This window comes from Stutzerimonas stutzeri (assembly GCF_024448895.1).
GTDB classification, from domain to species: Bacteria; Pseudomonadota; Gammaproteobacteria; order Pseudomonadales; family Pseudomonadaceae; genus Stutzerimonas; species Stutzerimonas stutzeri_Q.
In genome coordinates this window covers 326,021-348,014 of sequence record NZ_JAMOIC010000002.1, presented here as the reverse complement: position 1 = coordinate 348,014, position 21,994 = coordinate 326,021, and the positions used below count along the sequence as shown (strand labels likewise).

26 protein-coding genes, 1 pseudogene and 1 riboswitch are annotated in these 21,994 nt (G+C 62.7%); of the genes and pseudogenes, 12 read left to right on the top strand and 15 right to left on the bottom strand.

The features are described from left to right. Positions 1 to 3 precede the first annotated feature (3 nt). The 4 genes from nusB to NA619_RS03840 form a co-directional block, all read right to left on the bottom strand. Positions 4 to 489 (bottom strand): transcription antitermination factor NusB, encoded by a 486-nt coding sequence (gene nusB / locus NA619_RS03855; RefSeq protein WP_255960095.1) that lies wholly within the window; start codon positions 487 to 489, stop codon positions 4 to 6. Continuing rightward, positions 486 to 962 carry a 6,7-dimethyl-8-ribityllumazine synthase gene (gene ribE / locus NA619_RS03850; protein WP_122163748.1) on the bottom strand — a complete coding sequence of 159 codons (477 nt, stop codon included), beginning with the start codon at positions 960 to 962 and terminating at the stop codon, positions 486 to 488. The genes nusB and ribE overlap by 4 nt, the downstream gene beginning before the upstream one ends. 64 nt (positions 963 to 1,026) lie before the next feature. Then, positions 1,027 to 2,106, bottom strand: a complete 1,080-nt coding sequence (gene ribBA / locus NA619_RS03845; protein ID WP_255960094.1) for a bifunctional 3,4-dihydroxy-2-butanone-4-phosphate synthase/GTP cyclohydrolase II — start codon at positions 2,104 to 2,106, stop codon at positions 1,027 to 1,029. Positions 2,107 to 2,126: 20 nt separating this feature from the next. Beyond that, entirely contained in the window at positions 2,127 to 2,795 is a 669-nt protein-coding gene (locus NA619_RS03840) for a riboflavin synthase (protein WP_255960092.1), read from the bottom strand. A gap of 119 nt (positions 2,796 to 2,914) precedes the next feature. Next, positions 2,915 to 3,059: riboswitch (FMN riboswitch) on the bottom strand. 324 nt (positions 3,060 to 3,383) lie between these two features. Here NA619_RS03840 and NA619_RS03835 point away from each other — a divergent pair. Both NA619_RS03835 and NA619_RS03830 read left to right on the top strand, forming a co-directional pair. Continuing rightward, positions 3,384 to 4,151 (top strand): hypothetical protein, encoded by a 768-nt coding sequence (locus NA619_RS03835; protein WP_255960091.1) that lies wholly within the window; start codon positions 3,384 to 3,386, stop codon positions 4,149 to 4,151. 123 nt (positions 4,152 to 4,274) lie between these two features. Further along, positions 4,275 to 4,772: a GNAT family N-acetyltransferase gene (locus tag NA619_RS03830; protein WP_423836794.1), complete on the top strand. Its 498-nt coding sequence runs from the start codon at positions 4,275 to 4,277 to the stop codon at positions 4,770 to 4,772. Between the two features lie 9 nt (positions 4,773 to 4,781). On the opposite strand, the gene ribD is transcribed toward NA619_RS03830, so the two are convergent. Both ribD and nrdR read right to left on the bottom strand, forming a co-directional pair. After that, a complete protein-coding gene (gene ribD / locus NA619_RS03825; protein ID WP_255960090.1) occupies positions 4,782 to 5,891 on the bottom strand; it encodes a bifunctional diaminohydroxyphosphoribosylaminopyrimidine deaminase/5-amino-6-(5-phosphoribosylamino)uracil reductase RibD in 1,110 nt (369 codons plus the stop codon). Then, positions 5,888 to 6,355 carry a transcriptional regulator NrdR gene (nrdR, locus tag NA619_RS03820; RefSeq protein WP_122163744.1) on the bottom strand — a complete coding sequence of 156 codons (468 nt, stop codon included), beginning with the start codon at positions 6,353 to 6,355 and terminating at the stop codon, positions 5,888 to 5,890. The genes ribD and nrdR overlap by 4 nt, the downstream gene beginning before the upstream one ends. Positions 6,356 to 6,469: 114 nt before the next feature. Here nrdR and NA619_RS03815 point away from each other — a divergent pair, with 114 nt between their 5' ends. The 5 genes and pseudogenes from NA619_RS03815 to NA619_RS03795 all read left to right on the top strand — a co-directional run. Next, a complete protein-coding gene (locus tag NA619_RS03815; protein ID WP_423836793.1) occupies positions 6,470 to 6,898 on the top strand; it encodes a YbaY family lipoprotein in 429 nt (142 codons plus the stop codon). Beyond that, positions 6,895 to 7,578: a class I SAM-dependent methyltransferase gene (locus NA619_RS03810; RefSeq protein WP_255960089.1), complete on the top strand. Its 684-nt coding sequence runs from the start codon at positions 6,895 to 6,897 to the stop codon at positions 7,576 to 7,578. The genes NA619_RS03815 and NA619_RS03810 overlap by 4 nt, the downstream gene beginning before the upstream one ends. 33 nt (positions 7,579 to 7,611) lie before the next feature. Beyond that, a complete protein-coding gene (thpR, locus tag NA619_RS03805; RefSeq protein ID WP_255960086.1) occupies positions 7,612 to 8,145 on the top strand; it encodes an RNA 2',3'-cyclic phosphodiesterase in 534 nt (177 codons plus the stop codon). Between the two features lie 89 nt (positions 8,146 to 8,234). Further along, positions 8,235 to 9,104 (top strand): thioredoxin, encoded by an 870-nt coding sequence (trxA, locus tag NA619_RS03800; protein WP_255960083.1) that lies wholly within the window; start codon positions 8,235 to 8,237, stop codon positions 9,102 to 9,104. A gap of 367 nt (positions 9,105 to 9,471) precedes the next feature. Further along, a pseudogene (locus tag NA619_RS03795) lies at positions 9,472 to 9,555 on the top strand (tetratricopeptide repeat protein); the annotation flags it as partial. A gap of 228 nt (positions 9,556 to 9,783) precedes the next feature. Here the strand turns inward: NA619_RS03795 and NA619_RS03790 are convergent. The 3 genes from NA619_RS03790 to NA619_RS03780 form a co-directional block, all read right to left on the bottom strand. Further along, positions 9,784 to 10,374 (bottom strand): HAD family hydrolase, encoded by a 591-nt coding sequence (locus NA619_RS03790; protein ID WP_255960081.1) that lies wholly within the window; start codon positions 10,372 to 10,374, stop codon positions 9,784 to 9,786. Continuing rightward, a complete protein-coding gene (gene tesB, locus NA619_RS03785) occupies positions 10,371 to 11,240 on the bottom strand; it encodes an acyl-CoA thioesterase II (RefSeq protein WP_255960080.1) in 870 nt (289 codons plus the stop codon). Before tesB ends, NA619_RS03790 begins: the two co-directional genes overlap by 4 nt. 82 nt (positions 11,241 to 11,322) lie before the next feature. After that, complete coding sequence (locus tag NA619_RS03780) at positions 11,323 to 11,886, bottom strand: GNAT family N-acetyltransferase (RefSeq protein WP_255960158.1); 564 nt, start codon at positions 11,884 to 11,886, stop codon at positions 11,323 to 11,325. A 79-nt stretch (positions 11,887 to 11,965) separates the two neighbouring features. Between NA619_RS03780 and NA619_RS03775 the strand changes: the two genes are divergently transcribed. Together NA619_RS03775 and NA619_RS03770 are read left to right on the top strand one after the other, a co-directional pair. Beyond that, entirely contained in the window at positions 11,966 to 12,886 is a 921-nt protein-coding gene (locus NA619_RS03775) for a histone deacetylase family protein (RefSeq protein ID WP_255960079.1), read from the top strand. A gap of 98 nt (positions 12,887 to 12,984) precedes the next feature. After that, positions 12,985 to 14,211 (top strand): TIGR03862 family flavoprotein, encoded by a 1,227-nt coding sequence (locus NA619_RS03770; RefSeq protein WP_255960078.1) that lies wholly within the window; start codon positions 12,985 to 12,987, stop codon positions 14,209 to 14,211. On the opposite strand, the gene NA619_RS03765 is transcribed toward NA619_RS03770, so the two are convergent. Further along, a complete protein-coding gene (locus NA619_RS03765) occupies positions 14,208 to 15,533 on the bottom strand; it encodes a DEAD/DEAH box helicase (protein WP_255960076.1) in 1,326 nt (441 codons plus the stop codon). The two genes, NA619_RS03770 and NA619_RS03765, sit on opposite strands and share 4 nt — an antisense overlap. A 168-nt stretch (positions 15,534 to 15,701) precedes the next feature. After that, on the bottom strand, positions 15,702 to 16,175 hold the full coding sequence (locus NA619_RS03760) for an NYN domain-containing protein (RefSeq protein WP_336605440.1): 474 nt from the start codon (positions 16,173 to 16,175) through the stop codon (positions 15,702 to 15,704). A gap of 116 nt (positions 16,176 to 16,291) precedes the next feature. Between NA619_RS03760 and NA619_RS03755 the strand changes: the two genes are divergently transcribed. Both NA619_RS03755 and NA619_RS03750 read left to right on the top strand, forming a co-directional pair. After that, on the top strand, positions 16,292 to 16,972 hold the full coding sequence (locus tag NA619_RS03755; protein WP_255960072.1) for a YciC family protein: 681 nt from the start codon (positions 16,292 to 16,294) through the stop codon (positions 16,970 to 16,972). Between the two features lie 68 nt (positions 16,973 to 17,040). Beyond that, positions 17,041 to 17,475: a VOC family protein gene (locus tag NA619_RS03750; protein ID WP_255960069.1), complete on the top strand. Its 435-nt coding sequence runs from the start codon at positions 17,041 to 17,043 to the stop codon at positions 17,473 to 17,475. On the opposite strand, the gene NA619_RS03745 is transcribed toward NA619_RS03750, so the two are convergent. Next, positions 17,472 to 18,314 (bottom strand): SDR family oxidoreductase, encoded by an 843-nt coding sequence (locus tag NA619_RS03745; protein WP_255960067.1) that lies wholly within the window; start codon positions 18,312 to 18,314, stop codon positions 17,472 to 17,474. The two genes, NA619_RS03750 and NA619_RS03745, sit on opposite strands and share 4 nt — an antisense overlap. 202 nt (positions 18,315 to 18,516) lie before the next feature. Here NA619_RS03745 and NA619_RS03740 point away from each other — a divergent pair, with 202 nt between their 5' ends. Next, on the top strand, positions 18,517 to 19,263 hold the full coding sequence (locus tag NA619_RS03740) for a substrate-binding periplasmic protein (RefSeq protein ID WP_255960064.1): 747 nt from the start codon (positions 18,517 to 18,519) through the stop codon (positions 19,261 to 19,263). A gap of 16 nt (positions 19,264 to 19,279) precedes the next feature. On the opposite strand, the gene NA619_RS03735 is transcribed toward NA619_RS03740, so the two are convergent. Genes NA619_RS03735 through cbiE form a run of 3 tightly spaced genes read right to left on the bottom strand, consistent with a single transcriptional unit; the run spans position 19,280 to position 21,989 of the window. After that, positions 19,280 to 19,996 carry a (2Fe-2S) ferredoxin domain-containing protein gene (locus NA619_RS03735; RefSeq protein ID WP_255960062.1) on the bottom strand — a complete coding sequence of 239 codons (717 nt, stop codon included), beginning with the start codon at positions 19,994 to 19,996 and terminating at the stop codon, positions 19,280 to 19,282. A gap of 56 nt (positions 19,997 to 20,052) precedes the next feature. Beyond that, positions 20,053 to 20,787, bottom strand: a complete 735-nt coding sequence (locus tag NA619_RS03730) for a cobalt-precorrin-6A reductase (RefSeq protein ID WP_255960060.1) — start codon at positions 20,785 to 20,787, stop codon at positions 20,053 to 20,055. Continuing rightward, positions 20,784 to 21,989: a precorrin-6y C5,15-methyltransferase (decarboxylating) subunit CbiE gene (cbiE, locus tag NA619_RS03725; RefSeq protein ID WP_255960155.1), complete on the bottom strand. Its 1,206-nt coding sequence runs from the start codon at positions 21,987 to 21,989 to the stop codon at positions 20,784 to 20,786. The genes NA619_RS03730 and cbiE overlap by 4 nt, the downstream gene beginning before the upstream one ends. Between the last annotated feature and the right edge of the window lie 5 nt (positions 21,990 to 21,994).

Genomic DNA, 21,994 nt, shown 5'->3' with positions numbered 1-21,994 from the left:
AGATCAGCGCTTGTGTGCGCTGACCTCAGCGCTGCGCAGGCTCGGGGCCAGCTTATCCAGCACACCATTGACGAACTTGTGCCCGTCAGTGGCCCCGAATACCTTGGCCAGCTCGATACCTTCGTTGATGACCACCCGATATGGCACGTCGATGCGGTGCATCAACTCATAGGTCGACAGCCGCAGAATCGCCAGTTCAACCGGGTCGAGCTCTTCAAGCGGACGATCGAGATTCGGCACGATGGCACCGTCGACCTCGGTCTTCGCGCGCGCGACGCCGGTGAGCAGCTCGTGAAAGTAGTTACCGTCTACCCCGGAGAAATCGTTGTCGACGCGAAACTGCGCTTCGATTTCGTTGAGGCTCTGACCCGCCATGTGCCACTGATACAGCGCCTGCATGGCCAAGCTCCGCGCGACACGGCGCGTAGCGATCTTGCCCTTGGCTTTAGGCTGCGGAGCATCCTGACTGTCGTCGTGATTAAGGCTCACTTGGCCTCCAGCTGCGCCAGCAGACTCACCATTTCCAGAGCGGAAAGTGCGGCTTCGGCGCCCTTGTTGCCGGCCTTGGTACCGGAGCGCTCGATTGCCTGTTCGATGGAGTCAACGGTCAGAACACCAAAGGCGACCGGCACGCCGAATTCCATGGAAACCTGGGACAGGCCCTTGGTGCATTCGCCAGCGACGTATTCAAAGTGCGGGGTGCCACCACGGATGACCGCGCCGAGGGCAATGATCGCGTCGTACTCGCCCTGCTGAGCGACTTTCTGCGCCACCAGAGGAATCTCGAAGGCGCCCGGCGCGCGGATGATGGTGATGGCGTCTTCCGGGATGCCGTGGCGTACCAACGCATCGACGGCGCCGCTTACCAGGCTTTCGACAACGAAGCTGTTGAAGCGGCCAACGACCAGGGCGAACTTGCCCTGAGGGGCGATGAAGGTACCTTCGATGGTCTTCAGTGTCATAGGTGGTTTCTCATCTCTTTAAAGAACAAAGGCGCCGCGTTGCGTTGCGGCGCCCTGACATCTTTTATTCGGCGGGCAGGTATTCTACAACTTCCAGGTCAAACCCGGATATCGCGTTGAACTTCATCGGCGAACTCATCAGGCGCATCTTTCGCACACCGAGGTCGCGAAGAATCTGCGAGCCTGCACCAACCGTGCTGTAAGTAGCCGGGCTTGGCGACAGCTGGCGGTTGAGCTGCGCCAGCAATTGCGAGCCGGTCAGCGGATTGCCCAGCAGCAGCACCACGCCACTGCCGGCCTTGGCCACTTCGCTCATCGCGGCACGCAAACTCCAGCGCCCGGGCACAGTGACCATCAGCAGATCACGCAGCGGCTCCATGTTATGCACGCGAACCAACGTTGGCTGCTCCGGTGAAATCTCGCCGCGGGTCAAAGCCATGTGAATGGTGTCTTCGACGCCGTCGCGGTAGGTGACGAGATTGAACTGCCCCAGCTCGGTCTCCAACGGCTGCTCGGAGACCCGCTCGACGGTGCGTTCGTGGATCATGCGGTAGTGGATCAAATCGGCGATGGTGCCGATCTTCAGCCCGTGCTGTTCGGCGAAGAGCTCGAGTTCCGGACGACGCGCCATGGTGCCGTCGTCATTCATGATCTCGCAGATCACACCGGACGGCTCGAAACCGCCCATACGCGCCAGATCACAAGCCGCTTCGGTATGCCCTGCGCGCGCCAGAACGCCACCAGGCTGAGCCATCAACGGGAAGATGTGACCAGGGCTGACGATGTCTTCGGCAACTGCATGCTTGGCCACGGCTGCCTGCACGGTGCGCGCGCGATCAGCCGCAGAGATACCGGTGGTCACACCGACTGCAGCCTCGATGGACACGGTGAATTTGGTACCAAAGCCGGAGCCGTTTCGCGGTGCCATCAGCGGCAGCTGCAGCGTTTCGCAGCGCTCGCGAGTCATTGGCATGCAGATCAGGCCACGAGCGAAACGGGCCATGAAATTGATGTGTTCGGCGGTTACGCATTCGGAGGCGACGATGATGTCGCCCTCGTTCTCGCGGTCTTCGTCATCCATGAGGATGACCATTTTGCCGGCGCGAATGTCTTCGATCAGTTCTTCAGCGGTATTCAGAGCCATGTGGCCGTTCCTTCTGTTCTTTAACGAGCCGGGTTCAGGTAGCCATTCTCGGCCAGGAAGCTTTCCGTCAGGCCTGAGGCATTCGGCTCGGCCGCCTTGTCGCCCATCAGCAGGCGCTCCAGGTAGCGCGCCAACAGGTCCACTTCCAGATTCACCTGCCGCCCGGGGCGGTAGTCAACCATGATGGTTTCAGCCAGGGTGTGCGGCACTATGGTGAGTTCGAATTCGGCGCCGTTGATCGAGTTGACGGTCAGGCTGGTGCCGTCGACCGTAATCGATCCTTTCAGGGCAATGTACTTGGCCAACTCACGCGGCGCACGGATGCGGAACTGCACGGCGCGGGCATTCTCCTCGCGTGAGACCACTTCGCCGACACCGTCGACGTGACCGCTGACCAGATGCCCACCGAGGCGACTGGTCGGCGTCAGTGCCTTTTCGAGATTGACTCGGCTGCCTGCTTTCAGATCGATGAAGGCGGTGCGCGCCAGCGTCTCGCGACTGACATCAGCCCAGAAGCCGTTGCCCGGCAACTCGACCGCCGTCAGGCAGACGCCATTGACCGCGATGCTGTCGCCGAGCTTGACGTCAGCCAGATCCAGCTTGCCGGTCTCGACCAGAACCCGGACATCCCCGCCCTTTGGCGTCATCGCGCGGATCGTGCCGATGGACTCGATTATTCCTGTGAACATATGGCCTCCCGCGGAAGGCTATTGAAACGATGCATATGACGAACTCCTGTTTTGGATAAAACAGGGCGCTGCAGATCGATAGGGAGTAGACGCGCGCACGAACGGCGCCCGTCGAGGCATCCCGCTCTCTCTCATCCGGACTATACCGTCGGCCCCGGAATCACACCGGGTCTGCTGACCTTGCCAATGCAAGCGCTCGCGGGCTAGGCAAGGAAAACTGCCATTACCGCCGGTGGGGAATCGCACCCCGCCCTGAGAACGTTGGGCCCCTCAGGGCCCGGCGCAGTTTTTACCACAGATGCACTGATTCTGCAGCCGGCAAACGACCGTTTGAATGCCAGACGGCTTGCGAAACATTATTTAACATCCTCAGCAACTACCGCTCCGCTTGTTTGTCCATACCCATCGCAACGGCGCTCATTGCGCGCGCTCGATGCGCAAGACGATCAGGATGGAACGTCACTCCCGCACTTCGTACCGACACGCCGAGCCAGGATCTGCTCGCTTTTTTGCGATCCCACCGCGCAGCACAAAGGACACGATCAGGAAGAACGCTCCGAACCTTCATATGTGCCAGGAGGGATGGGTATGTCAGGGGTTACGGCTACGGACAACATGGCTGCCGTTCAGGCTGCCGAGATCGACCGCAACGGTTATACGGTCGTTGAAAACTTCATTTCACCCGAGGAACTGGAGCAAGCCCGCGCTTACATCAACGACCAAGCGGCCAGGCATGGCGGCGAGTATTTCGCCATGCACGGGATCGAAGCGCTGAGCGGCTGTATTGCGAGCACGATGACGCTCTCGGCCCCGTTCAAAGAAATGCTTGCAGCCCTGTACCGACTTCAGGCCGGCCGCGAGGCGGCTGCAACGGAGCAGGTCTTTCCAGTGATTCGTTGTGTGCAGGGCCGCAAGGGTCTTCGCCAATCGCACTTCTACCACTTCGACGCCACGGCGGTCACCGCACTGCTGCCCTTGGTCATTCCCACCGAAGGCGAACACTGCGGCGATCTGATCATCTTCCCGAACACGCGTCGGGTTGGCTTCAACGCGCTGCGCAACGTGATCGAAAAGGCCGTGCTGCACAACACGGCCAGCCAGAAACTCGTGGCGTTCGCCGTACGACGGGGCTGGCTCAAGCCGATCCGACTGAAGCTGATACCGGGCAATCTTTATCTGTTCTCGGGCTATCGAAGCCTGCACGCGAACGATGAATGCGACCCGGCGATGCTGCGCGCCACCGTGTTGTTCCACTTCGGCAACCCGCACTACGACAGCGGCGTCGCGCGGTTTCTGTTGGGGACCAACAAGCGACGCGCCAAGCTGGATCACAATGGGCTCAGGCCAGTCAACTGACAGCGCCCAGGAAACGCCATGCCTCGCCGCTGTTATGGCGAGGCATTTGAGCGTTCATTTGCAGCGTCAGCCTCGAGTATCCTGCCTCGTCTTCTTCTCAGCACAAGCCGATGGGGTTCTGCATTGACTGATCAAACGGTGACTTACTACCTGGAAATGACGGACCCGTCTCAGCTACGGGCGAAGCCAGTGCCGCAGGACTTATTCGTCAGCGAGTGCGAAATAAAGCAATACCGCTACAACCAGTTTTTATATCGACTCATCGGCGGCCCTTGGCAATGGACCGAAAGGCTCGACCAGCCGGACGACGTCTGGCAACAAGAGATCGAAGGTCCGGATCACCGCACCTGGGTCGCCTATCACCGAGGCGCCATCGCGGGCTATTACGAGTTGCGCCGTCAGGGCGACGACGTGGAGATACTCTATTTCGGACTGGAGGCCAGCTTCTTCGGCCGCGGCTTTGGCGGCGGCCTGCTCAGCCACGCGATCACAAGTGCCTGGGGGTGGCCTGGGGCCCGACGCGTTTGGGTACACACCTGCACCCTCGATCACCCGAGCGCGCTGCAGAACTACCAGGCTCGGGGTTTCACACTGTACGACACGAAGATCGGCATCGAATGAGATCGGGCTTCAGCCCAACGGCACCGCGACGATTTTCCAGTCATCGCCAATTGCGCGGATGTCCTTGATCTGCAGTTCTCGCGCCTCGCTCATGCGCTCCAACGGCAGATCCAGCAAGGGCCGAGCCGATGAGCCGAGAAACTTGGCGGCGATGAATAGCTGGTATTCATCGACCAGCCCTAGCGCCGCAAACGCCCCAGCAAGGCGCGGCCCGGCTTCGAGCAGGACTTCGTTGGCGCCGCGTTCGGCTAACTGACGCAGCAGGCCGGCCAGATCGACTCGCCCTGACTCACTCATCATCGTAAGCAGCTCGTGACCAGCCGACTGGTAATCGGCTGCGAGGTCCGCTCGGGTACTTGCTACCAGCGCCGGGCCTGCCTGAAAAAACGGCGCATCCAGCGGCACGCGCAGCTGTCCGTCTACCATCACCCGCAGCGGCGGCCGCTGAATGGCTAATGCGGTCAGGCCCTCATCGAGCCCTAGCTCAGCTGCGCGCACGGTCAGGCGGGCCTGATCCATCAACACCGTATCGGCACCTGTCAGTACCACGCTCGATTGCGCGCGTAGCCGCTGCACTTCGGCACGGGCGGCAGGGCCGGTGATCCATTGGCTTTCACCACTGGCCATCGCGGTGCGGCCATCCAGGCTCATGGCAAGCTTGGCCCGCAGGTAAGGCAAGCCGGATTCCATGCGTTTGATGAAACCAACGTTCAGTGCGCGGGCATCAGCCTCCAGCACCCCGCTCGCCACCTCTATACCGGCGCTGCGCAAGCGCTCGAGACCACGTCCGGCGACCTGAGGATTCGGGTCCTGCATCGCAGCGACCACACGGCTGACGCCTGCCTCGACCAAAGCCTCGGCGCAGGGCGGCGTGCGCCCGTGATGACTGCAAGGCTCGAGGGTGACGTAAGCAGTGGCACCCTGCGCGCGATCTCCGGCCTGGCGCAGGGCATGGACTTCAGCGTGCGGCTCGCCAGCACGAACATGCCAACCCTCGCCGATGAGCTCGCCATCCTTGACGATGACGCAGCCAACGCGTGGGTTCGGATGCGTGGAGTACAGCCCTTTGCGTGCCAGCTGCAGCGCCAGGGCCATCCAGGCGTGATCGTTGGTGCTCATTCGGTTTTTACAGGCTCGCGTGACAGGCGTTCGATTTCCTCGCGGAATTCGTTGAGATCCTGAAAGCGGCGGTAGACCGATGCAAAGCGGATGTAGGCGACTTCATCAAGCTTCTGCAACTCGACCATCACCAGTTCGCCGAGCACGCGCGACTTGATCTCGCGCTCGCCGGTTGCGCGCAGCCGATGTTTGATATGGGCGATGGCCTCTTCCAGGCGTTCGACGCTGACCGGGCGCTTTTCCAGCGCGCGCTGCATGCCGGCGCGCAATTTCTCTTCGTCGAACGGCTGGCGGCTGCCGTCCTGCTTGATCAGCCGCGGCATGACCAACTCGGCCGTTTCGAAGGTGGTGAAACGCTCGCCGCAGGCGAGGCATTCACGGCGCCGGCGCACCTGATCGCCCTCGGCTACCAGGCGCGAATCGATGACTTTGGTGTCATGTGCACCACAGAAGGGACAATGCATAGGTTAGAGCTGTCAGACATCGGGAGGGCCATGGTAGCGCATCACGCCGGCAAGACAAATCGAGCGGATTGTTGCTATACAGGCGCGCATTAACGCCACGTTTTGGAGTTCTCCGTGCAGTTACGCCCATTTGTTCTGCCCGCTTTGATAGTGATGCTGGTTGGCTGTTCCAGCCAGCAGACCCAGCGGCCGACCGCCCCCGTGACCTTCGAGGAGCTGCCGCAGGAGACCACTCTGATGCACGAGCTGCACGGTAGCCTGATCGGCGTACCGGCTGACAGCGAGGTCGAACTGGCCCTGTTGGAGGTCAACCGTCGGGACCAGCCTGACCGCCTGCTCAGCAATGTTCAGCTGCAAGGTCGCGGAACCGAGCTGCCCTTCATTCTCAAGTTCAACGCCGAGGAATTCCCGAAAGAACAACAGGTAGAGCTGCGGGGTCGAGTGACGCGATCGGGCCAACTGATCATGCGTCTGCCGGCCGTTGAGGTCACCAGCTCGGCCAGTCAATCACTAGGCCCGCTGCGCCTGGTGCCCGCGCCTTGATGCCACCGGCTGAACTGCAGGTTGCCCTGACTGACCTGCTGGGCGACGCCCGCCTGTCTGTCGAATCGCTGCCCGGTACCGATGTACGCCTGTGGCTGATCGATGCCGCGAATATGGAGCGCGCCTTCAGCCCCGAGGAAACCCGCCGGATTCTCGACGAGCCGCCGTACTGGTGTTTCTGCTGGGCTAGCGGCCTGGTATTGGCGCGCTGGCTCGCAGCAAACCCCGAACGAGTGCGCGGCAAGCGCGTGCTGGATTTTGGCTCGGGCTCAGGCATAGCCGCCATCGCAGCGGCCAAAGCCGGAGCTGCGGAAGTGGTGGCCTGTGACCTCGACCCGCTGGCCCTGGCCGCCTGCCGCGCCAACGCTGACCTGAACGGTGTTCGACTGAGCTACTCGACGGACTTTTTCGCAGAAGCGGACCGTTACGACATGATCATCGTGGCCGATGTGCTCTATGACCGCGCCAACCTGCCCTTGCTGGACCAATTTCTCAGCCGCGGCCAGGTTGCGCTGGTTGCCGACTCCCGCGTCCGCGATTTTCAGCACCCGCTGTACGAGCGCCTGGATGTATTCGATGCCTGCACCTGGCCGGATCTGGCCGAGCCTGCGGAATTTCGCCGGGTCAGCCTTTATCAGGCCAGCCGGCCTGCCGCAGCTGAGGCGCAAATCGCCAGCTAAGCTTTCGTGTCCGGAGTAGCGGAGAAGCCAGCCATGCCAAGCGAGAAACCACTGCGCCTGTTCTTCGCCTTGCCCTGCCCGCCCGGGCTGGCAGCAAATATTTGCAGCTGGCGCGACAGCCACAATCTCCGCGGTCGACCTGTTCTGAAAAACAACCTGCACCTCACCCTGGCCTTTCTTGGCAGTCAGCCCGCCACGGTCCTGAACGGCTTGAGTCAGCTAGGTGATCTGTTGCACGGCAATGCCTTCACCCTGCGCCTGAATCAGGTGCAGACGATCGGCCACAGCTTCCTCTGTCTGACGCCCAGCCAGGTCCCGCCAGCCTTGCTTCATCTGGTCGAAGACTTGCGCAGCGGGCTGTCCGCGCTGGGCGTCGCGCTCGATTCGCGGTCATTTCTGCCGCACGTGACGCTGGCGCGCGAGGCCGATGCGCTGCAGCCAAGCACCGCTTCGCCAGAATTCGAATGGCGTGTGGATCGCTTCGGTCTGTTCCGCTCGGAAAACCTCAGCGGCGGCGTGCACTACGATGAATTGGCGCACTGGGTGCTGACTGCGCCGAGCGACTGACCAATACGACCTAGCCACTTGCTTCCGCTCAGCATCGCCCCCACATAAGATGCTCGCCTTTATCGCACGCGCATATTCCGAGACTTCCGATGAGCCAGACTCCCTATATCTTCGACGTCACCGGCGCCAACTTCGAGCAGCTGGTGTTGGAAAACTCCTTTCATAAACCGGTGCTGGTGGATTTCTGGGCCGAATGGTGCGCGCCGTGCAAAGCGTTGATGCCCCTGCTGGCGAAGATCACCGAGGAATATCAGGGCGAGCTGGTTTTGGCGAAAGTCAACTGCGACATCGAACAGGACGTGGTCGCCCGCTTCGGCGTGCGCAGCTTGCCCACGGTGGTGCTGTTCAAGGATGGTCAGCCGGTAGATGGTTTCGCGGGCGCTCAACCCGAATCAGCGATTCGCGCGATGCTGGCACCGCACGTACCGGCACCCGCCGAGCCTGAAGCCGATCTGCTGGAGTCTGCACAGGCAATGTTCGCCGAAGGCCGTATCGGTGACGCGGAAGCGCTGCTCAAGCAGTTGCTGACCGAGGACAACGAAAACGCAGCAGCGCTGATTCTCTATGCGCGCTGCCTGGCAGAGCGTGGAGAATTGGGCGAAGCCGAAACGGTGCTCAATGCAGTGAAAGGCGACGAACACAAGCAGGCGCTGGCCGGCGCTCGGGCTCAGCTGACTTTTCTTCGCCAAGCCAATGATCTGCCAGAAGTCGCCGACCTCAAAAGCCGTCTCGCACAGAACGCCGACGACGATGAAGCCGCCTATCAGCTGACCATTCAGCAACTGGCGCGCCAGCAGCACGAGGCCGCATTGGAAGGGCTGTTGAAGCTGTTCGTGCGCAATCGCGGATACGCCGAGGGGCTGCCGCACAAGACGCTGCTGCAGGTGTTCGACCTGCTCGGCAGCGATCACCCGCTGGTCACCACCTACCGCCGCAGGCTGTATCAGGCGCTGTATTGATCTCAAATGGATTAATGGGTATCGCTGCGCTCAACGCCATCCTACGACGCGAAGTGACCTGATCCGTAGGGTGTATGACGCTCTTTTCATCCACCTTTCCCACCGCTCGGTGGATCGGTGAAGCGGGATCCACCCTATGAAGCTGCTGCAGGTGGTCGACTTGCACGACAGCGATCCCCACTGGTCACCACCTACCGCCGCAGGCTGGACCAGGCGCTTTATTGATCTCAAATGGATTGATGGGTATCGCTCCGCTCAACGCCATCCTACGACGCGAAGTGAACTGATCCGTAGGGTGGATGACGCTCTTTTCATACACCTGTGCCAACGCCCGGTTGATCGGTGAAGCGAGATCCACCCTTACGAGCTGCTGCAGGTGTTTGACCTCCTGGGTAGCGATCACCCACTGGTCACCATCTACCGCCGCAGGCTCTACCAGGCGCTTTATTGATTCTCAGGCAGGGATCGATGGGTATCGCTGCGCTCAACGCCATCCTACGACGTGCAGTGAACTGATCCGTCGTAGGGTGGATGACGCTCTTTTCATCCACCTGTGCCACCGCTCGGTGGATCGGTGAAGCTGGATCCACCCTACGACGTGCAGTGGACTGATCCGTAGGATGGGTTGAGCCTGCGATACCCATCGAAGCTGAACCCGTGTTCAGCAAAGATTCGCGCCTCAGCCCAACGACCGCAGCAGCTCCGCGCAGTCACGCGCGTGCAATTCGGTCAGTTCCGGCCACGGATTTTCCAGAAGATTGACCAGCACCGCGCGCGCACCGGCAGCACGCGCGCATTCCAGATCGAAGCGATAGTCGCCCACCATGACCAGCGCGCTTGGCTCAACCAACCATTTTTCCGCCAGATGCAGCAAGCCACCGGGATCGGGTTTCGGCGGCGCCTCGTCTCGCCCGAGAATGTCTTCGCTGGCAAAGCAGTCGCCCATGCCCACCGCTTGCAAAGTGACCAGCGCCAGCTCGTGCGCATTGCGCGTGAGCACGCCGAGACGACACCCTCGATCACGCAACGCATGCAACAGCTCACGCGCACCAGGCGCCGGCGCGGCGGCATAGGCGAGCTCGCGCTCATGCTCAAGTAACCAGGCGCGTTTGCCTGCTGCTTCCTCAGCCGGGAGCGCGGCAAGATGGTGGAGGATGTCGTCCTCCTCGGGAATTTCGAGCGCCCGCTTGATCGCGGGGAAATCATGCACGGCCAGCGTCAGGGTGCCGTCCATATCGAACACCCAGTGCCGCGCCTGCGCCAGACTCATTTCCAATCCTCTCGCACACGAATCAGTCCTTCCTGCGCCACCGAGGCGACCAGCTGCCCGGCCCGGTTGAAGATGCTGCCACGCGCGAACCCCCGCGCATTGCCCGCCCATGGGCTGTCCATGGAGTAGAGCAGCCACTCATCCGCACGTACTTCGCGGTGAAACCAGATGGCATGGTCGAGGCTCGCCAGCTGGATGAACTTGCTCCACGAACTGACGCCGTGTGGCTGCAATGCGGTGCCGATGAAGCTGAAGTCCGATGCGTAGGCGACCAGATATTTATGCAGTGCTGGGTTATCCGGCAGCGAACCGTCGGCGCGGAACCAGATGTGCCGGATCGGCTCGATTGGCTGCGGATTGATCGGGTCCTGCAGGGTCACCGGCCGGATCTCAATGGGTTTGGGCCGGCGCAGCTTTTCCGCGACCCGCGCAGGCACCAGCGGTGTCAGCTTGTGCAGCAGCTCCCACTCGCTGAGCAGGTCTTCGGGGCCGACCACTTCAGGCATCGGCAGCTGATGCTCAAATCCGGTCTCGTCCGCCTGGAACGAGGCGCTGCAGGTGAAGATTGTCTGGCCCTTCTGAATCGCGCTGACCCGGCGAGTGGTGAAGCTGCCGCCGTCACGCACGCGGTCAACGTCATAGACAACCGGCTGATGGGAGTCGCCCGGGCGCAGGAAGTAGCCATGCATGGAGTGCACGTGGCGCTCCGGTGCGACGGTCTGGCTGGCAGCCGAAAGCGCCTGGCCTACCACCTGGCCTCCGAACAACTGCGGAAACCCCAGATCCTGGCTGGTGCCGCGGAACAGGTTTTCTTCTATTCGCTCCAGCGACAGCAGGTTGACCAGCGTGTCTAGGGTGTCGCTCATGGTGTTGTTCCTTTATGAATTACGGGCACGGGGCAGGAGCGCAATGTTACGGATTCCGCCATGCCGGCTCCACTGGTTGCGCTTATCGGCGAGTTTCGGCCCAGGCTTCCTGAGTGATGCGATACAACTGATGAGGTCGCAGCGGATGCCCCTCGGAGATGTTCGGATGTTCGAAGTCGTCATCGGGCTCATGCCGCATGCCGAGCGCCTGCATCAGCCCCAGCGAGGCGTCATTGATCGCCGCGGTGTAAGCCACGACGTCCGGTAGCTGCAGCCGGTCGAAGCCGCATGCCAGCGACGCCTCCGCCGCTTCGCGCGCATAGCCCTGCCCCCAATGTTCATGGGCAAGCCGCCAGCCGACTTCCACAGCTGGGCAGAATGGCAACTGCAAACGGCTCCAGGCCAATCCGGCCAATCCTATAAAGCGTCCGTCCTCTTTCAGTTCCAGCGCCCAGAAGCCAAACCCGAATCGCGCGAAATGAATCCGGCAGCGCGCCATCGCCGCCGCGCATTCATCTCGCGAGAGCAGCCCGGGAAAGTAGCGCATCACCAGCGGATCAGCGCACATCTCGGCCAGTGGATCGAGATCCGAATCGCGCCATGCGCGCAGGCGCAGACGTGGCGTTTCCAGTTCGATGCGTTCCATCGGTTCACCCATGCGGTTTCCTTGAAGAATGAAATACCTGCTCTGCATACTGGTCGCTGATTTCAACAGGCGCCACCCGATGTCCCTGCCGCTGGTATTCCACGACGACTACAGCCCGCAGCTGCCCCCGGGGCACCGCTTCCCGATGGAGAAGTTCCGGCTGCTGCGTGACCATCTCGTCGAGTGCGGATTGACCACTGACCAAGCACTGCTGCGCCCCGAACTGTGCTCGACCGACATGCTGGCGCTGGCCCATGACCGACATTACGTCGAGCGCTACTGCGGCGGCGACATGAGCCGCGAGGAACTGCGGCGCCTCGGCCTGCCCTGGAGTCCGCAACTGGCCCAGCGTACGGTCCGCGCAGTCGGGGGCTCATTGTTGGCCGCAGACCTTGCATTGCAACACGGGCTGGCCTGCCACCTGGCGGGCGGCACCCACCACGCCCATCACGACCACGCCTCTGGTTTCTGCATCTTCAATGACCTGGCGGTGATCGCACTTTCGCTGCTCGAGAGCGGCCGCGTCGGACGCGTTCTGATCTTTGACTGCGATGTGCATCAGGGCGATGGCACGGCACGTATTCTGGAAAATACCGCAGATGCGGTAACGGTTTCGCTGCATTGTGAAAAGAACTTTCCTACCCGCAAGGCACGCAGTGACTGGGACATCGGCCTGCCACCTGGAATGGGCGATGCCGAATACCTGAAAGTGGTCGACGACACGCTCAGCTACCTGCTGCCGCTGTATCAGCCTGACCTGGTCATTTATGACGCCGGCGTAGACGTTCACCAGGACGATGCGCTGGGTCTGTTGAATCTGAGCAATAAAGGCCTGGCCATGCGCGACAGCGCTGTGCTTGACCATTGCCTGGGTCGCGACATCCCGGTCGTGGGCGTGATCGGGGGCGGCTACGACAAGGACCGCTCCCTGCTCGCTCGCCGCCACGCGCAATTGCATTTCAGCGCCGCCGCCGCATGGCAGCGTCACGGCCTGCGTTGAGGGGCCGACGTCGCCCTTGAGCTGTCAGCCTGCGCAATGGTCCGGCCCAGGACCACCCGCTACAATGCCCGCCCGTCCCGCCACTACCGGCTGCGCTCATGTCTTTTGCTGAAACCCGTGTCGCCATCATCGGCGGTGGCCCTGCCGGGCTGATGGCCGCTGAAGTGCTGAGCCAGGCCGGCGTTGCGGTCGATCTGTATGACGCCATGCCCTCGGTGGGACGCAAGTTCTTGCTGGCCGGGGTTGGCGGCATGAACATCACCCATTCGGAAGCCTTCGAGCCGTTCGTGGCGCGCTATCGCGAACGAGCGCCCGATATCCGGCCCTTGCTAGAAAGCTTCGACCCGCAGGCGCTGCGCGACTGGATTCACGGCCTGGGCATCGACACCTTTGTCGGCAGCTCCGGGCGCGTTTTCCCTACCGATATGAAAGCCGCACCGCTGCTGCGGGCCTGGTTGCGGCGGCAGCGCGACAGCGGCGTGCGGATTCATACACGTCACCGCTTTCTAGGCTGGAACGCGGATGGCAGCTTGCGTATGCAGGGTCCGGACGGTGAGATGAATACCGTCGCCGATGCCGTGCTGCTGGCCCTTGGCGGCGGCAGTTGGGCACGCCTGGGCTCCGACGGCGCCTGGGTTCCTCTGCTGGAAAAGCAGGGCATTGCTATCCGCGCGCTGCGGCCGGCGAATTGCGGATTCGAGGTGGCGGGCTGGAGTCAGCACCTGCAGGAGCGGTTCGCTGGTGCGCCGTTGAAGACCGTCGCCCTTGCCCTCGCGAGCGGCCCGTCACGCAGGGGTGAGTTTGTGGTAACGGCCAGCGGCATCGAAGGCAGCCTGGTGTATGCGCTTTCCGCCGAGATCCGCCAGGCGATCGAGCAGGACGGCAGCGCAACCGTCCTGCTGGACCTGCTGCCGGACCACTCGTTGGAAAAGGTCGTTGGAGCTTTGAGCAAACCGCGCGGATCGCACTCCATGGCCAAGCACCTGAAACGGCAGCTCGGACTCGATGGCGTGAAGGCAGCCCTCCTACGCGAACTGGCGCCCGCAAATGCCTTCGATGGCCCGCAGCGACTGGCAAGCGCTATGAAGGCATTGCCCATCACCCTAGTGCGCCCTCGCCCGCTGGATGAAGCCATCAGCAGCGCGGGCGGTGTGCCCTTCGAAGCATTGGACGAAGCCCTGATGCTACGCCAGCTGGCCGGCGTGTTCTGCGCAGGTGAAATGCTTGACTGGGAAGCACCCACCGGCGGCTATCTGCTGACAGCCTGTTTCGCCAGCGGCCGCGAAGCCGCACACGGCATGTTGCGCTGGTTAGCGGAGCGCTAGCGCTTCTTCGCAGGCTTGCCGCCGCCCAGGCTCGGCACCTTGCGGATCGGTTTGGCGTTGGGCTTTTCGCTTTCATCGAACCAGTTGCCCAGATGGACACGGCCCTTGCCGGGAGACTCTTTTGCCTTCTTTGGCTTTTTCGGTTTCTTGATGATCTGCCCGCCCAAGAGCGTGGTCGGCACCCGGTGATCGGGGACGAAACCAAGTTCATCGTGACGCGTCAGCACTTGCTGTATCAGCGTTTCGATGGCGGCGAGCTGATCCACTTCATCGGCGGCAACCAGCGACACTGCTTCGCCTGTCGCACCCGCACGCCCGGTTCGGCCGATACGGTGCACGTAATCCTCGGCGACCGTGGGCAGGTCGAAGTTGACCACCTGCGGCAGGTCATGGATATCCAGGCCACGCGCGGCCACGTCGGTGGCTACCAGCACCTGCACTTCACCGGCTTTGAAGCGTTCCAGCGCCCGCAGCCGCGAAGCCTGCGGCTTGTCACCGTGGATTGCATCGCTGGAGATGCCCTGCGCCTGCAACTCCTCCACCAACTGATCGACACCTTTGCGTGTCTTGACGAAAACCAGCACCTGGGCCCAGCGTTTTTCCGCCAGCAGGTGCAGGAACAGCTCGGACTTGCGCTTCTTGTCCACCGGCACCAGCCACTGCTTCACAGTCTTGGCAGCGGCATTGCGCGGGCTGACCTCGATGGACAGCGGGTCGCGCAACAGCTTCTGCGCCATCTGCCGGATTACATCGGAGAAGGTCGCGGAAAACAGCAAGGTCTGGCGCTTTTTCGGCAAGGCGCTGAACAGCGCGTCCAGCTCTTCGGAAAAGCCGAGGTCGAGCATGCGGTCGGCTTCGTCCAGCACCAACGCCTGCACCTGGCTGAATTTCACGGCGTTCTGTCGATAGAGGTCGAGCAACCGGCCCGGCGTCGCTACCAGCACGTCGATGCCTTTGCGCAGCGCCATCATCTGCGGATTGATGCTGACGCCGCCGTAGACCGCGTAGGTGCGCAGCGGCAGGTCTTGCCCGTATGTTCTGAACGACTCATGCACCTGCTCGGCCAATTCCCGGGTCGGCACCAGTACCAGCGCGCGAATGGAATTGCTTGTCACCTGCGGTCCTTCGTGCAACAGCCGTTGCAGCAACGGCAAGGCGAAGCCGGCCGTCTTGCCAGTACCGGTCTGCGCGGCGGCCATCAAATCACGGCCCTTGAGCACGGCAGGGATGGCCTTGGCCTGAATCGGCGTCGGCTGGGTGTAATCGAGGGATTCGAGAGTGCGCAGCAGCTGATCGATCAGGCCGAGGGAGGCGAAGGTCATGGCGAAAACCGGGAGGAGGAAAACGAGGCGCGCAGTTTACTCGGAAAGGAAGCTGGAAGCTGGAAGCTGGAAGCTGGGCGTAGGGTGGATGTCGCTTTCTACATCCACCGTTGGTCGCCGATTGGAACATGCGCCGCCGGCAGACCCAGGAGTGACGCGCCAACAGCGCTATCGCAGCAGCAACTTGCCTTCGATAGGCACGTAACGAGTGGCGGCGCGAATCAGCGAATTCGCTGTAAGGCCCGGCGCGCCGTAGGCCGTCGCGTCAACACCACCGGCGCGTACGCGATCAAGCAGCAAGTCGAAATCACCGTCACCAGAGGCCAACACCACCTCATCGACTCGCGTGATCACATCCAGCACATCGATGGTGATGCCCACGTCCCAGTCTCCCTTGGCCGAACCGTCGCTGCGCTGGATATAGGGTTTGAGCTTCACCGTAAAGCCAAGATTGCGCAGGATCTGCTGGAACTGCTGCTGCTTGGAATCACCCCGGTCGATGGCGTAGGCATAGGCCTCGACGATTTCTCCGCGCTCGCTGAGTTCGGCCCACAGCGCGCCGTAGTTGAAGTGGCAGCCGTGAGCCTGGCGCACCGTGTAGTAGAGGTTCTGTACGTCGGCAAACAGGGCAATCTTCTTCACGCGGCGACCCGGGAGGAGGAATGGCCGATCAGTATGGACGGCAATAGCACGCATGTCGCCGGCTGGTGGCATCGGCTAAAGTGCGCCCCTGTTTTCCAAGAGTTGCCTGCACTGCGATGAATGCCCTGACCATCCTCCGTGACGCCTGGTTCTTCTATTCCCGCAACCTGCCGTCCATCGTCCGCCTCTGCTTGCCGTTGATCGTGCTGGAGAGCTGCGCCCGCCTGGCCGTCAGTCACCTGTTCGGCAAGGACGTCATGCCGGCGCAGGAATTGCTGATCGGACTGGTTTTCTACCCGCTGTACATCGCCGCGCTGATCCTGTTTCTCGATGCCCGCAGCCGGGGTCATGCGCCGCCGCTGCGGGAAGTGATGATGCGCGCGCTGCCGTTGTGGCCGTCGATGGCGGTGCTGGCCGGGCTGGGCACCCTGCTGATCATGCTTGGCGCTTCGCTGTTCGTGCTGCCGGGGCTCTGGGTGATGGTCAAGATCGCGTTCGCCGAGTACCTGCTCGTCCTGCGCGGCTTGAGCCCGTTGGCGGCATTGAAGCAGAGCTTTCTCGAGACCCGTGGCCACTTCCTGCTGATCCTCGGCTGCATCATGGCAGTCCTGCTGCCCTTGTGGCTTCTCGAAGCCTTCATCGCCGCTCAGCTGTGGGCCGGCGAAAGCCCACCGGGCGCGCTCGCCGTGTTGGTCGACAGCATTGTCGGGGTGGTCCAGCTGCTGGCCACGGTGGTGCTGTTTCGCTGCTTCATGCTCTGCAGCGCACCAGCCATCGTGCATGACGGAGAAAATTGACGCGGCCGGCGGCAGGTAGCGAGCTGCCGGTCTAGGCTTGGTCTCCACCCTTTGCGGAGGCCATACCCATGACCGATCAGAACCCCAGCATCCTTTCCCACGTATCCCTGGGCAGCAACCGCTTCGATGAAGCCGCTGCTTTCTACGATCAGACCCTCGCCGCCCTCGGCTGCACGCGCATCATGGCCCACCCTGGCGCCATCGCCTGGGGCCGTGAATATCCCGAGTTCTGGCTGCAAAAACCGATAGACGGCCAGTCCGCCACCGTAGGCAACGGTACGCATATCGGTTTCTTTGCGCCCGACAAGGCCTCCGTCGACGCCTTTCACCGGGCAGCGCTGGCTGCTGGAGCTACCGACGAAGGTGCTCCCGGGTCGCGTGAAGAGTATGGCGAGCCCTACTACGGCTGTTTTGTCCGCGACCTCGATGGCCACAAGATCGAAGCCGCCTACTGGGACGTCGAGCTGATGCAGCAACTGTATGACGGTGCGCCGACCGCCTAGCCGGTGCCGTGGGTATTCCGAGCACCTGCCAACCGCGGCAGCAGCAGGTGCTCGAACATCCGCGGAAAGCAGCGCGCCACCAGCCGCGCGCGCCAGTCCAGATTGGACAGCACCAGCAAGCGACGCCGCTTCAAGGCTCCTTGATAGATGGATTCGGCGACGTCCTGCGGAGACGCCACACGGCCCACAGCCAGCGCCGGTTGCGGCGCGGTGGAGCCATCGCCGATCAACACGTTCTTGCGCAGATCGGTGGCGGTATAGCCGGGACACACCATCATCACGTTGACGCCGGTCTCGGCCAGCTCGGTGCGCAGCGTCTCGAAAAGCCCGTGCAGAGCGTGCTTGCTCGCGTTGTAGGCGCCGCGATCCGGTACTGGCGCGTACTGCGAAAGCGAACTGAGTACGATGATCTGCCCACTGCGAGCGACAAGGCTCGGCATCGCTGCCTGTGTGCAGTGCAAAGCCCCGTAGAAGTTGACCGCCATGATCCGCTCGAACACCGCCAGGCTGGTCTCGGCAACACGGCTGCGGTGGGTGATGCCGGCGTTGTTGATCAGCACATCGATCCCGCCGAAGCGCTCCACTACCAGGGCGACAGCCTGCTGCACCGCGGCCTCGTCCGACACATCGCAGCGCAGGCCCAGGGCATCGGCATTGTGATGATCGACCAGATGCTGCACCAGCCCGTCGATGGCGTTCTGATCGAGATCGAAGATCACCACCCGCGCGCCCGCCTGCGCCATTCGTTCAGCCAGGGCGCGGCCGATGCCGGCACAGCCGCCGGTAATCAGCACCACCTTGCGATCGAACACCTTGTTGGTGAATACCTTGCGATACATAGACCTCTCCACCGCCGAATCCAGGCGCTACGGGGTTTACCCGCGGCACCGCTCTGGCTCCAGCATAGCCAGCCCGAGGCAGATCCGTCGCGCATGCTCGGTCGCAGCACCCGATATCGCGTACCCATACAGCCAATCTGGACAGCCAGCCGCGCGACGGCCATGCTGCTTTAGCGTCAATCGCAAGGGGCAGTGAATTACCTTGAAGTCATCATTCTGGATACCGTTTGCAGCGGCTCTGGCAGGACCATGCCTGGCAGCAGCCGAAGCCGAGCCATCGCGAGTACTGACTGTCGGTTATTACGATTTTCCACCGGCGATCTACAGCGATCGCCAAGGCCGTCCGCAGGGCCCACTGGTGGACATTACCCGCCGCGTAATCGAGCGAGCCGGCTATCAAGCGGACTTTCGCGGCCTGCCGAGTGCGCGACTGTACGCGGCGCTGCAGAACGGCAGTGTGGATCTGTGGCCAGGAGCACCGGGCAAGCCGGAATTGCGTGCCGACACGCTGGAGGGGCGCGAAACCCTCGCCGACATCAGCCTCAACCTCTATCACCGGCCTGACACGCCGCCGCCCTCCGGGCCAGACAGCCTGCGCAAGCGCGGTGTCATCATCATCGGCGGCTACAACTATTGGCCGCAGGTGAACAAGATGCTGCATGACCCGGCACTGGGCATTCGCCTGCACCGAACCGCCACGCACACCTCCGCGCTGGAAATGCTCAAGCATCGCCGCGCCGATTACCTGCTGGACTACGAAATCCCGATCAATCAGGCGCTAAAGCTGCTCGGCATGGAAAAACTGCCGCATATCGAAATACACAAGGTGGCCATTCGTTTCATCGTCTCGCGCCATGCCGAGGACAGCCAGAACGTCGTCGATGCGCTGGATAGCGCCTATGCCGAGATGGTTGCCGCCGGGGAAGACCTCAGCCTTCCGGAAGAATGACGATTATCGGGAGTTGTTACTGATCCGGCATCAGCAGCTCGGGCACTTCGCGGCCGGCGACGAACAACTCGTCGACGAGCTGCGTCACCTCTGCCTCGCTGCGCACGCGGTACCACTTGCCCGCCGGATAAACGCTCAGCGTCGGGCCCTGGTCGCAGGGGAACTGGCACTGGGTGCGGGTGATGTGCACGCCGCCCTCGCATTCAAGCTTGCCCGCAGCCTTGAGCTTTTCCCGCAGCCCTTTCCAGAGCGGCAAGGCACCGCGACGGGTGCAGCGCGGGCCGTTACACAGCAGCACACGGTGCTCATGCAGGGGAATCTTCGACCAGGCGTGTACGGCGGGAATTGGCGAGACGTCGGCGCACGGCAAATGCAACTCCGGTCGATCAATCAAGGCGCAGGCCGCTTCGACGGGCAGCGCCTCGGCGGTGCCGATCGCACTGGCCACGAAAATCTGTTCAGCGCCTTCGAGCTGCATGAGCTCGCTGCGTAGCCAGTCGAGATGAGCGCTGCTGCTCTGCGGCTCAAGGTCGACCACCAGTAGCGGTCGAGCACTTTCAGGGACCGCCTGCCAAAGCGGGCCGTAGCCCGAACCCGTATCGATCACGTCCAGCAGTGCTTGCTCGCCGCGCAGCGTGGCCAGACGTGCCCGGAATACTTCGGCGAAAGAACCTGCGGACAGATCGGGGCCGGCGAACAGGACCCGTGCGTAGGGTGAAACAGCGGTAGTCATTGGCTCTCTCCTTAGCGGCGCGCAGTCTAGCAGCGCCAGACAGAGGCGAGTGATCACTAGCCGGGCACGACTCCGATGGTTTTGAGCGCAGAAAGCAGCTCATCACGATGAGCGAATTCCCGAGTGACCGCCGGCAGCATCGGCCGCCGCAGCAGCAACACCGGCAGGCCTCGCTCGCGAGCCACCTGCAGTTTCGGTTCGGTGGAATCGCCGCCGCTGTTCTTGCTGATCAACACATCGCAGTTCAACCGCTCGAACAGCTGGCGCTCGCGTTCCAGATCGAACGGGCCGCGATCACCAATGACCTCGGCGCGAGTAATGGTCGGCTGAGCATCCAGGCAGCGCACCGTCCAGTGCTGGTGTTCAGGAATTTCGTGCAGGTGCGCCAGCGGCTCGCGCCCGAGCGTGAAGAACGGCCGCTGGAAATCGCCCAGGGCACCGATCAGCTCCGCCCAGTCGTTCACCTCGCGCCAATTGTCCCCCTCGCCTGCTTCCCAGGCTGGCCGACGCAACGCCCAGCATGGAATTCCCGCCTGTTCCGCCGCTATTGCTGCGTTAGTGCTGATCTGCGCCGCGTAGGGGTGCGTGGCGTCGACCAGCAGGTCGATACGTTCGGCCGTGATGTATTCCGCCAGCCCTTGCGCACCGCCAAAGCCACCGACGCGGACCTGACATTTGAGGTCGTCGGGCACGCGGCCCAGGCCGGCGAGGCTGTAGATATGCGACGGCCCGAGGCTGCGAGCAAGTCGCAGGGCATCGCCCGTACCGCCAAGCAGCAGGACGCGCTTCATCGCGGCTTCTCGACCTGCAGCAGCGTGATCGGCAGCGCGCCACGCCAAGTGTCGAAACCGCCAAGCGGCTGAGCGTGTGCCACCGACACCCGGGTCAGCTCGCCGCCGATGCGCTCACGCCAGCTCATCAGCAGCGCCTCGCTCTGCAGGGTCACGGCATTGGCCAACAGCCGGCCACCGGGCTTCAGGCTGGCCCAGCACTGCTCCATCACACCCGCAACCGTGACGCCGCCACCGATGAAGATCGCATCCGGCGCAGGAAGATTTGCCAATGCCTGCGGTGCGTGACCGGCCACCAATTTCAATGCGGGAACCCCCAGCGCGTCGCGGTTATGTTCGATATGGGCCTGACGCCCCGCATCGGCCTCTACCGCGATGGCGCGGCAACTGGGATGCGCGCGCATCCATTCGATGCCGATGGAGCCGCAGCCGGCGCCGACGTCCCAAAGCAGCTCGCCGGTCATGGGTGCGAGGCGAGCCAGGGTCAGCGCCCGCACGTCCCGTTTGGTCAGCTGGCCGTCGTGTCGGTAGAGGTGATCGGCAAGACCGGGTGTGAGCGGCAGGCACTGGGCATCCGCGTCGGCCAGGCATTCGACGGCCAGCAGATTCAGATCCGCGACGGCATCGAACGCCCAGTCTGCTGCAAGGGAATCCAGCCGCCGTTCCTTGGCGCCGCCCAGATGCTCAAGCGCGGTCAAACGGCTCGCGCCGAAGCCCCGGTTCGTTAGCAACTGCGCCACCTGAGCGGGGCTGGTTCCGTCATTGCAGAGAATTAACAGGCGGGCACCGGGGAAAAGCCGGGCGTTCAGCGCCGCGAGCGGCCTCGCGACCAGGGAAACAACCTCCGCGTCCTGCAGTGGCCAGCCAAGGCGCGTCGCCGCCAGTGATACGGACGACGGCGCTGAAAACACGCGCATCTCAGCGGCATCCAGTTGGCGCGCCAAGGTGGCACCGACGCCATAGAACATTGGATCGCCGCTCGCCAGTACGCACATCGGCGTGCCCCGGCGTGACAGGACCGGGTCAAGACTGAACGGGCTCGGCCAGTGTTCTCCCCTACCCTGCAGGTCGTCGGGCAACAACGCCAGCTGCCGTTCGCCGCCGATGATGCGTGTTGCCTCACCGAGTGCCTGTCGAGCCGCTTCGCCGAGCCCGGCCCAACCGTCCTCGCCGATCCCTACCACCGTCAACCAGGGTGTCATCCGCT

What these genes read in the sequence shown, in the direction of transcription:
- ribE (WP_122163748.1), bottom strand. Translation starts at nt 962, where the DNA reads ATGACACTGAAGACCATCGAAGGTACCTTCATCGCCCCTCAGGGCAAG.
- ribBA (WP_255960094.1), bottom strand. Translation starts at nt 2,106, where the DNA reads ATGGCTCTGAATACCGCTGAAGAACTGATCGAAGACATTCGCGCCGGC.
- NA619_RS03840 (WP_255960092.1), bottom strand. Translation starts at nt 2,795, where the DNA reads ATGTTCACAGGAATAATCGAGTCCATCGGCACGATCCGCGCGATGACG.
- NA619_RS03835 (WP_255960091.1), top strand. Translation starts at nt 3,384, where the DNA reads ATGTCAGGGGTTACGGCTACGGACAACATGGCTGCCGTTCAGGCTGCC.
- ribD (WP_255960090.1), bottom strand. Translation starts at nt 5,891, where the DNA reads ATGAGCACCAACGATCACGCCTGGATGGCCCTGGCGCTGCAGCTGGCA.
- nrdR (WP_122163744.1), bottom strand. Translation starts at nt 6,355, where the DNA reads ATGCATTGTCCCTTCTGTGGTGCACATGACACCAAAGTCATCGATTCG.
- thpR (WP_255960086.1), top strand. Translation starts at nt 7,612, where the DNA reads ATGCCAAGCGAGAAACCACTGCGCCTGTTCTTCGCCTTGCCCTGCCCG.
- trxA (WP_255960083.1), top strand. Translation starts at nt 8,235, where the DNA reads ATGAGCCAGACTCCCTATATCTTCGACGTCACCGGCGCCAACTTCGAG.
- NA619_RS03790 (WP_255960081.1), bottom strand. Translation starts at nt 10,374, where the DNA reads ATGAGTCTGGCGCAGGCGCGGCACTGGGTGTTCGATATGGACGGCACC.
- tesB (WP_255960080.1), bottom strand. Translation starts at nt 11,240, where the DNA reads ATGAGCGACACCCTAGACACGCTGGTCAACCTGCTGTCGCTGGAGCGA.
- NA619_RS03780 (WP_255960158.1), bottom strand. Translation starts at nt 11,886, where the DNA reads ATGGAACGCATCGAACTGGAAACGCCACGTCTGCGCCTGCGCGCATGG.
- NA619_RS03775 (WP_255960079.1), top strand. Translation starts at nt 11,966, where the DNA reads ATGTCCCTGCCGCTGGTATTCCACGACGACTACAGCCCGCAGCTGCCC.
- NA619_RS03770 (WP_255960078.1), top strand. Translation starts at nt 12,985, where the DNA reads ATGTCTTTTGCTGAAACCCGTGTCGCCATCATCGGCGGTGGCCCTGCC.
- NA619_RS03765 (WP_255960076.1), bottom strand. Translation starts at nt 15,533, where the DNA reads ATGACCTTCGCCTCCCTCGGCCTGATCGATCAGCTGCTGCGCACTCTC.
- NA619_RS03755 (WP_255960072.1), top strand. Translation starts at nt 16,292, where the DNA reads ATGAATGCCCTGACCATCCTCCGTGACGCCTGGTTCTTCTATTCCCGC.
- NA619_RS03750 (WP_255960069.1), top strand. Translation starts at nt 17,041, where the DNA reads ATGACCGATCAGAACCCCAGCATCCTTTCCCACGTATCCCTGGGCAGC.
- NA619_RS03745 (WP_255960067.1), bottom strand. Translation starts at nt 18,314, where the DNA reads ATGTATCGCAAGGTATTCACCAACAAGGTGTTCGATCGCAAGGTGGTG.
- NA619_RS03735 (WP_255960062.1), bottom strand. Translation starts at nt 19,996, where the DNA reads ATGACTACCGCTGTTTCACCCTACGCACGGGTCCTGTTCGCCGGCCCC.
- NA619_RS03730 (WP_255960060.1), bottom strand. Translation starts at nt 20,787, where the DNA reads ATGAAGCGCGTCCTGCTGCTTGGCGGTACGGGCGATGCCCTGCGACTT.
- cbiE (WP_255960155.1), bottom strand. Translation starts at nt 21,989, where the DNA reads ATGACACCCTGGTTGACGGTGGTAGGGATCGGCGAGGACGGTTGGGCC.